Source organism: Sphingomonas sp. S-NIH.Pt3_0716, assembly GCF_003950715.1.
Lineage (GTDB): Bacteria > Pseudomonadota > Alphaproteobacteria > Sphingomonadales > Sphingomonadaceae > Sphingobium > Sphingobium yanoikuyae_A.
In genome coordinates this window covers 123865-135953 of record NZ_QLJK01000014.1, presented here as the reverse complement: position 1 = coordinate 135953, position 12089 = coordinate 123865, and the positions used below count along the sequence as shown (strand labels likewise).

Annotated in this window: 12 protein-coding genes and 1 riboswitch; of the genes, 6 read left to right on the top strand and 6 right to left on the bottom strand. The window is 66.3% G+C overall.

Annotated elements, in window-relative coordinates; translation table 11 throughout:
- Positions 1-57: 57 nt before the first annotated feature.
- From gcvH to BRX37_RS13370, 5 genes are all read right to left on the bottom strand, one after another.
- Positions 58-429: a glycine cleavage system protein GcvH gene (gene gcvH, locus BRX37_RS13390; protein WP_004207946.1), complete on the bottom strand. Its 372-nt coding sequence runs from the start codon at positions 427-429 to the stop codon at positions 58-60.
- Positions 430-455: 26 nt separating this feature from the next.
- Positions 456-1619 (bottom strand): glycine cleavage system aminomethyltransferase GcvT, encoded by a 1164-nt coding sequence (gene gcvT, locus BRX37_RS13385; RefSeq protein WP_048937461.1) that lies wholly within the window; start codon positions 1617-1619, stop codon positions 456-458.
- A gap of 175 nt (positions 1620-1794) precedes the next feature.
- A riboswitch (glycine riboswitch) is annotated at positions 1795-1895 on the bottom strand.
- 99 nt (positions 1896-1994) lie between these two features.
- Positions 1995-2279 (bottom strand): hypothetical protein, encoded by a 285-nt coding sequence (locus tag BRX37_RS13380; protein WP_010336291.1) that lies wholly within the window; start codon positions 2277-2279, stop codon positions 1995-1997.
- 131 nt (positions 2280-2410) lie between these two features.
- A complete protein-coding gene (locus BRX37_RS13375; RefSeq protein ID WP_017501752.1) occupies positions 2411-3088 on the bottom strand; it encodes a FadR/GntR family transcriptional regulator in 678 nt (225 codons plus the stop codon).
- A gap of 84 nt (positions 3089-3172) precedes the next feature.
- Positions 3173-4519, bottom strand: coding sequence for a GntT/GntP/DsdX family permease (locus tag BRX37_RS13370; RefSeq protein ID WP_125987538.1), 1347 nt, complete (start codon positions 4517-4519; stop codon positions 3173-3175).
- Positions 4520-4802: 283 nt separating this feature from the next.
- On the opposite strand from BRX37_RS13370, the gene BRX37_RS13365 reads away from it, so the two are divergent.
- The 3 genes from BRX37_RS13365 to BRX37_RS13355 are packed head-to-tail and all read left to right on the top strand — an operon-like array spanning position 4803 to position 7211.
- Complete coding sequence (locus BRX37_RS13365; protein WP_004211034.1) at positions 4803-5072, top strand: helix-turn-helix domain-containing protein; 270 nt, start codon at positions 4803-4805, stop codon at positions 5070-5072.
- Between the two features lie 28 nt (positions 5073-5100).
- Positions 5101-6204: a Gfo/Idh/MocA family protein gene (locus tag BRX37_RS13360; protein ID WP_125987536.1), complete on the top strand. Its 1104-nt coding sequence runs from the start codon at positions 5101-5103 to the stop codon at positions 6202-6204.
- Positions 6201-7211 carry an SMP-30/gluconolactonase/LRE family protein gene (locus BRX37_RS13355; RefSeq protein WP_125987534.1) on the top strand — a complete coding sequence of 337 codons (1011 nt, stop codon included), beginning with the start codon at positions 6201-6203 and terminating at the stop codon, positions 7209-7211. Before BRX37_RS13360 ends, BRX37_RS13355 begins: the two co-directional genes overlap by 4 nt.
- Before the next feature lie 18 nt (positions 7212-7229).
- Here BRX37_RS13355 and BRX37_RS13350 read toward each other — a convergent pair whose 3' ends face one another.
- Positions 7230-7931: a glutamine amidotransferase gene (locus BRX37_RS13350; RefSeq protein ID WP_125987532.1), complete on the bottom strand. Its 702-nt coding sequence runs from the start codon at positions 7929-7931 to the stop codon at positions 7230-7232.
- Between the two features lie 115 nt (positions 7932-8046).
- Here BRX37_RS13350 and BRX37_RS13345 point away from each other — a divergent pair, with 115 nt between their 5' ends.
- From BRX37_RS13345 to BRX37_RS13335, 3 genes are all read left to right on the top strand, one after another.
- Positions 8047-10386, top strand: coding sequence for a GH92 family glycosyl hydrolase (locus BRX37_RS13345; RefSeq protein WP_125987530.1), 2340 nt, complete (start codon positions 8047-8049; stop codon positions 10384-10386).
- Entirely contained in the window at positions 10383-10613 is a 231-nt protein-coding gene (locus BRX37_RS13340) for a hypothetical protein (RefSeq protein ID WP_125987528.1), read from the top strand. The genes BRX37_RS13345 and BRX37_RS13340 overlap by 4 nt, the downstream gene beginning before the upstream one ends.
- A 91-nt stretch (positions 10614-10704) precedes the next feature.
- Entirely contained in the window at positions 10705-11946 is a 1242-nt protein-coding gene (locus BRX37_RS13335; RefSeq protein WP_125987526.1) for a hypothetical protein, read from the top strand.
- Positions 11947-12089: the final 143 nt, after the last annotated feature.

Below are 12089 nucleotides of genomic sequence, written 5' to 3'. Positions count from 1 at the left end.
GCCCTGGGGCGGTCCCCCACCCCAACCCCTCCCCTGAAGGGGAGGGGCTAATGTTGCTTAGAGGCTCGCCACGAACTTCTTGTAGGCGGCTTCGTTCATCAGGCCTTCCAGCTCGCTCGCATCAGCAATGCGCAGCTTGAAGAACCAGCCATCTTCCTCGGCATCGCTGTTGACCAGCGCCGGCTCGTCTTCCAGCGCGCCATTGGCTTCGACGACTTCGCCCGAGATCGGGGCATAGACGTCGGACGCGGCCTTGACCGATTCCACGACGGCAGCGTCGTCGCCCTTTTCGAAGGTCGTGCCTTCGGCGGGCAGTTCGACGAACACGATGTCGCCCAGCTGCTCCTGCGCATAGTCGGTGATGCCGACGGTGGCGATGTCGCCTGCAACGTCGATCCATTCATGTTCGTCGGTGAAATAGCGGCTCATGCTTGCTCTCCTCGAAAAGCGGTAATTCAGGCCTTGCGGCGATAACGATGCGGAACGAACGGCATCGGCGCAACCGCCGCTGCAATCCGCTTGCCGCGCACCTCGATCTCCAGCGCGGTGTCGAGCGCGGAATAAGGCAGGCTGACCCAGCCCATGGCGATCGGCGCGCCCACGCTCGGCGCGAAGCCGCCCGAGGTGACTTCGCCCACCAGCACGTCGCCGGCATAGATTTGCGCGCCTTCGCGGGCCGGCAGGCGGCCTTCGATCTTGAGGCCAACGCGCTTGGAACCGGGGCCTTCGGCCAGTTCCTTCATCACGCGGGCATGGCCGATGAAGCCACCTTCCTCGCGGCGGCGCTTCTGGATGGCAAAGCCCAGGTCCGCGCCGATGGTGCTGACGGCGGGCGACAGGTCATGGCCATAGAGCGGCAGGCCGGCTTCGAGACGCAGCGAGTCACGCGCGCCAAGGCCGATCGGCTTGACCTGCGGCAGGGCGCACAGCGCATCGGCCAGCAGCGCGACGGAATCGCCCGGCACGCTGATTTCAAAGCCATCCTCGCCGGTATAGCCAGACCGGCTGATCCACAGCGGCACGCCGCGCCAGGTGAAGGGGCCGGACTGCATGAAGATGAGGTCGGCGGTTTCGGGGATGAGCGCGGCCATCGCCTCGCCCGCTTCGGGGCCCTGCAGCGCCAGCAGCGCCTGATCGGCCATATGATTCATGGTGACGTCGTCGGGCAGATGCTCGATCATCCAGCCGATATCGTCATATTTGGTCGCGCCATTGACGACCATGTAGATCGCCGCGCCTTCGAATGCACCGTCGCCGGGACGCGAGACCATCAGGTCGTCGAGGATGCCGCCTTCCGCGTCCAGCAGCATCGAATAGCGCTGGCGGAAGGGCTTCAGCCCCTTGATGTCGCTGGGCAGCAGGGTTTCGAGCGCGGCATCGACGCTGGCGCCGCCGGTCTCGTCGGAGAAGGTGAGCTGGCCCATATGGCTGACGTCGAACAGGCCGGCATGTTCGCGGGTCCAGCTATGTTCGGCCATGATGCCTTCATACTGGATCGGCATATGATAGCCGGCGAAGCCGACCATGCGCGCGCCCTTGGCACGGTGCCAGGCGTCCAGCGGCAGGGCTTCGAGGGGCAGTTCCGCTTCGAGGGCGGCGACGTCGTCAGTGGCGGTCATGGCAAGACGTTTCCGTAGGAGGGATCGGCGACAGGCCAGCGCAGCCGACGAATCGGCGCTTCCGGCATGCCACCCCCTCTGTCACGGAACCTGAGAGCTTTGACCAGCGGCCTGGGACCGGCTGGCTTACCCCTTCGGTGGGACGGCACGGGGCCATCCGCTTTCCAGAGTATCTACGCGCGATGCGGTCCTTTGGCCTGAGAGATTCCGGGGCGGTTGCTCCTTCGGCGACGGGCTCAAGCCTGAAAGGCGCCCATGCTCTCCCGCATCGTGCCCGCTGCCGAATCCTCGGCACCGGAGACGCCCCACGCATTTGCCCAAAGCGCGGGCGGCGTCAATCGGGCAAATGTCGCAGGGACGCAGGTTATGGCCGGATCAGCCTTCCTCGCGCGCCAGCCGCTGCGCCATCGCCAACGCCGCCGCCCGACATTCGGAGAGCGCCGCATCGGCCGCTTCGTCCGAGAGGGTCAGGTCGGCAAAGCCGCCTTCCCCGTCGAACATCTCCAGGAAGCGGGTGACGCCGGCATAGTTGGAATCCGCGACAGCGCGCTGGATGAGGTCGATCCGATCCGCCCACGGCCGCGCGCCCTGCGCCCGCAGCAGGCGGGAAAGATCGTCAAGCTGGGCGGCAAAGGCCGCGATCTGGGGATGCAGTGTCATGGGCAGAGAGATAAAGCCCGCGCGACGACCGGACCAGCCGGCGGAACGCCAACGCAGCGTTTCCGTTGGGGGAGTTTGGGGGAGCTTGCTCCCTTCCTGTCCCGTCATCGTGCGCCGCTATCCGCCCACCCTCACGGCATCAGCCGTCGCCGCCCTTCCCACAAATGCCAGCGCATCGCGAGGGCCGCGCCTTCGGCGTCCTGCGCGCGGATGGCGGCGACGATCTGTTCATGTTCGCGCAGCATGGTCGCGATCACTTCGGGCGGGCGCGATCGGCTGATGTCGACGCCGGCGCGCATCACCTTGTCGACATCGGCATGGAGCGCGTCGAAGGCGATCAGGAAGGCCGGGTTGCCGGTCGCCTCGGCAATGCGGCGGTGCAGTTCCATATCCTCGGCATGGGCCGGCTCGCTCGACAGGAGGGCGGTGCGCAGCATCTCCATCCCTTCCTCGACATGGGCCATTTCGATCGGGCTGCGGCGGGTGGCGGCGAGGCGCGCGGCCTCCGCCTCCAGCACGAAGCGCACCTCATAGCTGCCCAGCGTCGCGGGCAGTTCGGTCGCCGGCATGAAGGCGGCAAGGCGCTGCGACGGGCGGCTTTTCACGAAGGAGCCGGCCCCCCGGCGCGCCTCGGTAATGCCGTCCGAGGCGAGGCGGACCAGCGCCTCGCGCACGATCGCGCGGGAGACGCCGAACCGCTCCGCCAGCGCCGCCTCCGACGGCAGGCGATCGCCGACCGCCAGATCCTGGTCATTGATGATCTCGACGATGCCGGCATAGGCATGGTCGGACAATCGGGCCTGGTTCATCGGCGCACCTGTCGATCGCTGGGCAACATCCTGTGCCTCCTAGTCATGAGAGGCTGCCGACGACAAGCGTCAGCAGCGCTCTGGTCAGAAGATGCTGCTCGCGACCAGCACGAGGAGCAGGCCGACCACCGCGACCACGGTTTCCATGATCGACCAGGTCTTGAACGTGCCCGGCATGTCGGTGCCGAGATAGGATTTGACCAGCCAGAAGCCGGGATCATTGACGTGAGAGAAGAAGAGCGAGCCCGCGCCGATCGCCAGCACCATCCATTCGGGCTCCACGCCCGATGCGGCGACGAGGCCCTGCATCACGCCGGCCGTGGTGATGGTGGCTACGGTGGCCGAACCGGTGGCCAGGCGGATGCAGACCGACACGCCCCAGGCGAGCAGGATCGGCGAAATGGCGCCGCCGGCGGCAAAGCGGACCAGCAGATCGGAAAGGCCCGCCGTCACCAGCACCTGCTTGAGCGCGCCGCCCGCGCCGATCGCCAGGATGATGCCGCCGGCCGGGATCATCGCCTCGGTCCAGATCGCGTTCTGGATCTTCGCGTCGGTGATGCGGCGGCCGAACAGCAGGGGCAGTGCGACCAGCACCGCGATCAGCAGCGCCACGACCGGGTCGCTGACCCAGCCGAGCCAGTGGAAATGCGGCGCGACCGACGCCGGCAGCAGCGCCACCGCCTGTCCCGCGGCGATCAGCACCACCGGCAGCAGCACGGCCGCGAGCGCGCGACCGACCGAGGGGGTGGCAACATCGACCTTGACCGGATCAAGCAGCGGCGGGTTCAATTTCACGCCGGGCGCGGTGAAGCGCGCGAGCACGGGGCCGGCGATGATCGCGGTCGGGATGCCGACGATCAGGCCATAGAGAAGGGTGAGGCCGAGATTGGCGCCGAGCGCATTGACCGCGAGCAGCGGGCCGGGATGCGGCGGCACCAGCGCATGGACGACCGACAGGCCCGACAGCGCGGGCAACATCAGCTTGAGCTTGGCCGTATCGCCATTCTGCCCGGCGGGCAGCGCGGCGGCAGCCGACGCGACGATCGGCAGCAGCAGGACGAGGCCTGTCTCGAAGAAGAGCGGCAGACCGATGACGATGGCGGTGAAAAGGCTGGCCCAGGGCGCACCCTTCACGCCGGAGATGCGCAGCGCCGAGCGGGCAAGGCCGCCGGCGCCGTCCGACAATTGCAGCATCGCGCCGAGGCCCAGGCCCAGCGCGACCACCAGGCCGGTGCCGCCCAATATGGTGCCCGCGCCCTTTTCGACCGCCTTGGCGGTTTCCTCCATCGGCAGGCCGGCGATCAGGCCGACGGTGAAGGCGCCGCACAGCAGGCCGACAAAGGGATGGAGCCGGCCGCGGATGATGAGGGCGATGGAAAGGGCGATGCCGATGACGGCGGCGATCAGCAGGCGATAGTCGGCGGGTGTCATCGGCTATGGCCTCCTTGGCTGAACGCCCGGCCACATGGCACCGATCGACGATATGGTAACGCCATCCCCACCCTCTCTTTCCTATGTGTAGCCGGTCATTCGCTGGGCGAATCCCGAAAATCTGTTAGACAGGTTATAGCCGCATTTCGGCCATGCGCTAGGTTATTTCCCGAATATTGCAAATTTTCGCTTGAACCTGTCTGACTGATTCCATTATCGTTAGCGCTAACGAATCCTGGGCCGAACCAGGCCCCAACGCGGATCAATCAGAGGGAGAGGCAGGATGCAGGATCTGCACATTCTCGATCGCCAGGACCAGATGGTCCCCGAAGCCCCACATCTCACGCCGACCCAGATGAAGGTGATGCGCTGCGTCCACTCCGGCCTGCTCAACAAGCAGATCGCCTATGAGCTGGGCATGGCCGAGGCGACGGTGAAGGTCCATATGACCGCGCTGATGCGCAAGCTCAATGTCCGCAACCGCACCCAGGTCGCCATCGCCGCCAGCCATTTCGGCTGGATGCGTCCGGCGCTGAGCCGCGCCGCCGACTGAAAATTGCCCTCTTGGCGGGAGACGCCGCATGGATCGTTCGCGACGGGAATTGATGGGGGGCATCGGCGCCGGGCTGGTGCTGGCCGGCATGGGCAGCACGGCCGCCTGCGCCGCGCCACAGCGCAAGCTGGGCTATGCCATTGTCGGCCTGGGCTATTATGCCACGCAGCAGATCATGCCCAATTTCGCCGGTTGCGCGCATGCGAAGCTGGTCGCGCTGGTCAGCGGCACGCCGGCCAAGCTGGCGCAATATGGCGACCAATATGGCATCCCCAAGACGCATCGCTACAGCTATGCCGAGTTCGACCGCATCCGCGACAATCCAGACATCGACATCGTCTATATCGTCCTGCCCAACAGCCTCCATGCCGAATATAGCATCCGCGCCGCGCAGGCGGGCAAGCATGTGATGTGCGAGAAGCCGATGGCGGTGTCGGTGGCCGAATGCCAGGCGATGATCGCCGCCTGCGCCAAGGCCGGGCGCAAGCTGATGATCGGCTATCGCTCGCGCTTCGAGCCTTATAACCGCCTGGCGATCGAGCTGGCGCGCGGCGGCCATGTCGGGCCGACGCGGATCATCACCGCCGAACATGGCTTCCCGATCAAGGCCGGCCAATGGCGGCTCGACCGTCCCCTGTCGGGCGGCGGATCGATGATGGACATCGGCATCTACAGCCTTAACGCCGCGCGCTACCTGACCGGCGAGGAGCCGGTGGAGGTGAGCGCCATCGCCAGCACCGACCGCAGCGATCCGCGCTTTGCGACCGTCGAGGACCGGATAAACTTCATGCTGCGCTTCCCGTCGGGCATCATCGCCAATTGCGTGTCGAGCTACAGCTCGGCCCATAATGGCTATCGGGTGATCGGCACCCAGGGCTGGATCGATATGGAACCCGCGACCCAATATAGCGGCCAGACGATGATGATCCGCAAGGATGGCGTAACCGCGCCGCGCAGCCTGCCGGCGCCGGCAAAGAACCAGTTTGCCGCCCAGCTCGACCATCTGCCCGAATGTATCGCGAACGGCACCGCGCCGATCGTCGCGGGCGAGGAGGGCCTGGCCGACCTGCGCGTGATCGAGGCGATCTATCGCTCGGCGGCGGAGCATCGTTCGGTTAGCCTGCCCGCATGATCGATCGTCGCACCCTGCTGGCCGGGATGGCCGCCCTGCCGCTCACCCACGCGCTCGCCCACGCCGCCGACCTGCCGGCCGCGCGGATCGACCGGATCGACCCGGCGCTGGACCGCATCATCGCGCCCGGCGCGCAGGTGGCAATATTGGCGCAGGGCTATCGCTGGGCCGAGGGGCCGACCTGGGCCGCGCCGATCGACGCGCTGCTGTTCGGCGATCCGCCGTCCAACATCGTCTATCGCTGGACCCGCAAGGATGGCGTGTCGCCTTTCCTCTCGCCCTCCGGCCTGCAGACCGCGATCCCCAAGGAGATACGCGAAGCCGGCCTCAACGGCATCGCGATCGACAGGGACGGCCATCTGGTCGGCGCCGACAGCGGCACGCGCGCGATCGTGCGGGTGGACCTGAAGACAAAGGCGCGGACCATCCTCGCCGACCGCTATCAGGGCAAGCGCTTCAACAGCCCCAACGACCTGACCATCGCGGGCGATGGCAGCATCTATTTCAGCGACCCGCCCTATGGCCTGACCGATGGCGACACGTCCTCGCTGCGCGAGATCGGCTTCAACGGCCTCTATCGGCTGACGCCTGACGGCGCGGTGACGCTGATCGACGGCAGCCATCGCCGGCCCAATGGCGTCACCCTCTCGCCCGACGGCCGCACCCTCTATCTGGCGCTGTCGGACGAGAAGCGGCCGCAGGTTCTGGCCTACAGCCTGGGCGCGGACGGCATGCCCACGGGGCAGCGCCTGTTCCGCGACATGGCCAGGGAACTGGCCGCGGGTGAACCGGGCCTGCCCGACGGCATCAAGACCGCGCCCGACGGCACCGTCTTTGCCACCGGCCCCGGCGGCGTCCATGTCTGCGCGCCGGACGGCAGGCTTCTCGGCAAGATCCGCACCGGCAAGGCGATCGCCAATTGCTGCATCGGCGAGGGCGGCAAGACATTGTTCCTGACATCGGCCGACCGGCTGGCGGCGGTGCCGTTGATATCCAGCAGTGGCTAGCGAAAGGAGGCGGGCTCCTTACGCCCTGATCCCCGCCAGCCACTCGCCGATCATCGCCCGGCCCGCCGCCACCGCGCCCGGCCCATGATCGTCATGGTCCTTCCGCAGCGCGATGCCGCACTGCCCGGCGACGTCCAGATCGGCCCAGAAATGGGTCAGCCAATCCGCAAAGCGAGGATCCTCGCCCATTTCGGCGTGGAATTGCAGCGCCAGCAGATTGGCCCCGCGTCGGAACGCCTGATGCGCATAGCGATCGGTCGACCCCAGCAGTTCGACCTGATCGGGCAGGTCGAACGTGTCGCTATGCCAGTGCAGCACCGGCACCCCGTCGATATGGCGCAACGGCGAACCCGCCCCCGCCGCGTTGACGCTGACCGGGGCAAAGCCCAGTTCCATATGCCCGCCCGGATAGACCCGCGCGCCCAGCGCCGCCGCGATCATCTGGCTGCCCAGACACACGCCCAGCGTCGGCCGGTCCGCCGCCAGCCGCGCGGAAAGCTTGCCGATCTGCACCGGGATCCAGGGATGCACATCCTGCTCATAGACGCCCATCGGCCCGCCCATCATGATGAGCAGATCCGGTTCGGTCAGGTCGATATCGGCGAAATCGGGGCTGGCCACATCGATCCGCTCGATCTGATAGCCGGCCGCCTCGATCGGCTGGAGATAGCCTGCCGCACCCTCGCGCGGCACATGTCGGACGATCAACGCTCTTTTCATTACCTGCGATAGCTAGCCAGCCAAACCCGCCGACGCCAGCCCAGCCTTTCTTGGGGACAGAAAATTGCCGCTATCGGCTTGGCCCGGCCGCCCGGCCATGATTTAACCCAGCGCCATGATCCTGACCCGCATCGCTCGCCCCGTCCTGCTGGCCGCCCTGCTCACCGGCACCGCCCTTTCCGCCCAGACCAGCGAAGCGCCTTCCGCGCCGGTCGATGCGGTCGATCCCTTCATCGGCACATCGGGCGAAGGCCACACCTTCCCCGGCGCCGTCGCCCCCTTCGGCATGGTCCAGCTCTCGCCCGACACCCATGTCGGCCCGGCCCGCCAGACCTATAATTGGGCCGCCGGCTATCGCCACGAAGACCCGGTGATCCTCGGCTTCTCCCACACCCATTTCTCGGGCGCAGGCCATAGCGACCTGGGCGATTTCCTGGTGATGCCGGTCAGCGGCGACAGCGTCCCGCTGGAGGCCGGCGACGACAAGACCCCCGGCTTCCGCTCGCACAAGGCCGATGAGGTCGCCTCGGCCGGCTATTATGCCGTCACCCTGACCGATCCGGGCGTGCGTGCGGAAATGACCGCCGGCACCCGTGTCGGTGTCCACCGCTATGCCTTCCCCACCGGCAAGGCCGCGCATCTGCTACTCGACCTGCGCTCGATCATCTATGATTATCCCGGCAAGATCCTCTGGTCCTCCATCCGCATCCGCCCCGACGGCACGATTACCGGATCGCGCGAGGTGCGCGGTTGGGCGACGCCCCGGCGCATCTTCTTCGCCATCCGCTTTTCCGCGCCGCTGACCGGCCACCAGTTCGTCAGCACCGAAAAGGATATCCTGTACAAGGGCTTCAAGGGCCCCGGTCGCGGTCCCGAGACGCTGGACTCGCTATCCGGCCGCGCACTGGTGGCGCAGCTCGACTTCGGCCCGCTGACGAAACCGCTGGAGGCGAAGGTCGCCATGTCGGGCGTGGACGAGGATGGCGCCATCGCCAACCTTGCCAGCGAGCCGGGCGATTTCGACGCGATCCGCGCCAAGACCCGCACCGCCTGGAACGATGCGCTGGGGGCCGTGAAGATCGACGCGCCCAAGCCGATGCGCACCAATGTCTACACCGCCCTCTATCACAGCCTGATGGCGCCCAGCGTCTGGGGCGATGCCGACGGCCGCTGGCGCGGACCCGACGATCAGGTCCATGCCGGGATGCTGGATGGCCGGGGCTTCACCATGCATTCCACCTTCTCGCTGTGGGACACCTTCCGCGCCGAACATCCGCTGCTGACGCTGATCCAGCCCGAAGCGAAGAATGCCGATTTCGTGAACTCGCTGGTCGCGGGGCAGAAGACCAGCCCGTTCGGCATCCTGCCCGTCTGGCAGTTTGGCGGCAAGGAGACCTGGACGATGATCGGCTATCACGCCGTCCCGGTCATCGCCGACGCCTGCCTGAAAGGGATCAGGGGCATCGACTGCGCCGCCGCGCTGAAAGCCATGGTCGCCAGCGCCGACTATGCCGCCTATGGCGGCCTCGGCGACTATATGAAGCTGGGCTACGTCCCCATCGACCGCGAGCCGGAAGCCGCGTCCAAGACGGTCGAATATGCCTATGACGACTGGACCATCGCCCGCCTCGCCCGCCAGTTGGGCGACACCGCCACGGCAGAGCGCTTCGAGAAACGGTCGCAAAACTGGCGCAACAGCTTCGACGCCAAGACCGGCTTCCTGCGCGCGCGCAAGGCGGATGGCAGTTTCCGCACCCCCTTCGATCCGACCGCGATCAACTATGGCAGCGACTATACGGAGGGGAATGCCTGGCAATATAGCTGGTTCATGCCGCATGATCAGGGCGGTCTGTTCCGCCTGCTGGGCGGCGATGCGAAAACCATCGCCAAGCTCGACGCCATGTTCGACTATGACAATAGCAAGATCGACTATAGCCATGCCGAGGATATATCCGGCCTGATCGGCCAATATATCCATGGCAACGAACCCAGCCACCATGTCGCCTATCTCTACAGCTACGCGGGCCAGCCCTGGCGCACGCAGGAGCGCCTGAAGCAGATCGTCGACAGCCAGTATAAGCCCACGCCTGAGGGCCTGGCCGGCAATGACGATCTGGGCCAGATGTCCGCCTGGCTGGTCTTCACCGCCCTGGGCTTCTATCCCGTGGCGCCGGGCAGCAACCAATATGTGATCGGCCGCCCCTTCGTCGACCGCGCCGAGATGACCTTGCCAAGCGGCCAGCGCTTCACCGTGATTGCCGACGGCCTCTCCGAGGCCAATCGCTATGTCGGCCAGGTGACGCTGAACGGCAAGTCGCTCGACCGCAGCGACATCACCGACGCGGAAATCCGCGCTGGCGGCGAACTGCGCTTCACCATGCAGGCCAACCCCAACAAGACATGGGCGACCGGCGTAAAGGCCCGCCCCTTCTCCATGACCGGCTATGGTAAGTGAAGGCGCGAGACCGGCATTATCTCTTCGTCTGCAGCCAGAACAAACTGCGCAGCCCGACCGCCGAACAGATTTTCGCTGACCATCCCGGCATTGAAACCCTGTCGGCGGGCACCAACCATGATGCGGAAACGCCGCTGGACAATGAAATGCTGCGCTGGGCCGACACCATCTTCGTGATGGAAAAGACCCACCGCAGCAAGATCCTGCAGTTCTTCCGCGCCGCGTAGGCGGCAGGCCAGATCGCATTTCCGGATTGCGGTCGCCCCGGCGCAGGATCATAGTCGCCCCGACGGCCGCTGACACTCCGATGGAGGATCCATGCTGATCGCGATGATGATGGCCGCGCACACTGGCGCTGCCCCGTCCGCCTCCACGCGGCCGACAATCATGGCGTCCATGACCGTCTCTCGCCCTTCGACGCCCCCTGCACCATCGCCGGCCGACAACGAAGATACCATGCTGATCGTCGACGGCGTGCGCATCGATGCCAGCGCTGCGGCGCTGGCGGCCTGCCTCGCCCGCTCATGCCCTCCAGACGAAGATATGGAGGCCGCCACCGTCCACGCTGAAAATCAGTTGCTGGCAGGCGATCATCAGGGCGCGCGCGATACGCTGCGTCAGGCCCGCGCCCGCAACCACCGCCACCAGCGGGATTATCCGGTTCAGGTCGGCCAACTGCTCGACTTCGATGCCGACGTCGCGTCCTACAAGGGGCTGGCGGACTATAGCCGCACCGGCACCATCGATGCGCTCGACGCGCTCAAGGCCGGGCTGCCCCTGCATGATCGCCGCATCGCCATGCAGCGGATGCGCGTTGGCGACGTCTTTCTGCGTCAGGGCAAGATGCGCAGCGCCACCGGTTTTTACGACCGCGTAGCCAAGGAAGCGAGCGCCCAGGGCTGGCCCGAGATGGAAGGGTTCGCCCTGTTTCGCGGCCTCACCGCCTATGCGACTGCGGCCAGTGTCGACCCGGCCTATGATGACGAGGCGCAACGCCGCTACGCCGCATTGAAAAGCCGGACAGTTCCTGCCATCCGCCCCTATCAGGACGCTGCGCTAATCATGCTGGCGAAACTGGAACTGATGAAAAATGGCCTGTCCGAGGAGGAACTGACGCGCCGCCTGTCGGGCCTGCGTTCCGCGTCGCCCCTGCTGGTGGTCGGCCCGCGGATAGAAGCCCAGGGTAACAGCCTGGTCCTGTGGACCGACGACCGGCGCAAACATGCGCTTCTGCCCGCCAATCCATCGGGCCATTGGGCGGAGTTTCGCTATCTCATCACGCCCGATGGCCGGATCGACGCGATCGAGCAGGTGGGTAGAGGCCGAGCGACCAGCCATGTCAGCCCGGAAGCCTGGGCCGACCTGGTCGGCGAAGCGCTGGCCCAGCGCCGCTATTTGCCTCTCGCTCTGGCGGCCGGATCGCCGGGCCTGTGGCAACGCGAACGCTTCTTGCTGACGGCCGACCTGGAACTTCCGCAAAAAAGCCACACCCGCATCCGCCGCCCCGGCGAGAAACTGCACATCCGCAGCTTCCAGATTACAGAAAACGACGCCGACTGATGGGCCGAAAATGGCCGGCGAGGTTTCGACCCGTTTTTGCCGTTCCTTCTCCCTTGGAGGGAGAAGGATGAAGTCCCCCGCCCCATGTGCCAGTTGGAAGAGGGAGGGAACGAAAACTGATCCCCGAATGCTGCCCGTTCGGT

Coding starts and splice junctions, on each gene's coding strand:
- gcvH (WP_004207946.1), bottom strand. CDS start 429: ATGAGCCGCTATTTCACCGACGAACATGAATGGATCGACGTTGCAGGC.
- gcvT (WP_048937461.1), bottom strand. CDS start 1,619: ATGACCGCCACTGACGACGTCGCCGCCCTCGAAGCGGAACTGCCCCTC.
- BRX37_RS13380 (WP_010336291.1), bottom strand. CDS start 2,279: ATGACACTGCATCCCCAGATCGCGGCCTTTGCCGCCCAGCTTGACGAT.
- BRX37_RS13375 (WP_017501752.1), bottom strand. CDS start 3,088: ATGAACCAGGCCCGATTGTCCGACCATGCCTATGCCGGCATCGTCGAG.
- BRX37_RS13370 (WP_125987538.1), bottom strand. CDS start 4,519: ATGACACCCGCCGACTATCGCCTGCTGATCGCCGCCGTCATCGGCATC.
- BRX37_RS13365 (WP_004211034.1), top strand. CDS start 4,803: ATGCAGGATCTGCACATTCTCGATCGCCAGGACCAGATGGTCCCCGAA.
- BRX37_RS13360 (WP_125987536.1), top strand. CDS start 5,101: ATGGATCGTTCGCGACGGGAATTGATGGGGGGCATCGGCGCCGGGCTG.
- BRX37_RS13355 (WP_125987534.1), top strand. CDS start 6,201: ATGATCGATCGTCGCACCCTGCTGGCCGGGATGGCCGCCCTGCCGCTC.
- BRX37_RS13350 (WP_125987532.1), bottom strand. CDS start 7,931: ATGAAAAGAGCGTTGATCGTCCGACATGTGCCGCGCGAGGGTGCGGCA.
- BRX37_RS13345 (WP_125987530.1), top strand. CDS start 8,047: ATGATCCTGACCCGCATCGCTCGCCCCGTCCTGCTGGCCGCCCTGCTC.
- BRX37_RS13335 (WP_125987526.1), top strand. CDS start 10,705: ATGCTGATCGCGATGATGATGGCCGCGCACACTGGCGCTGCCCCGTCC.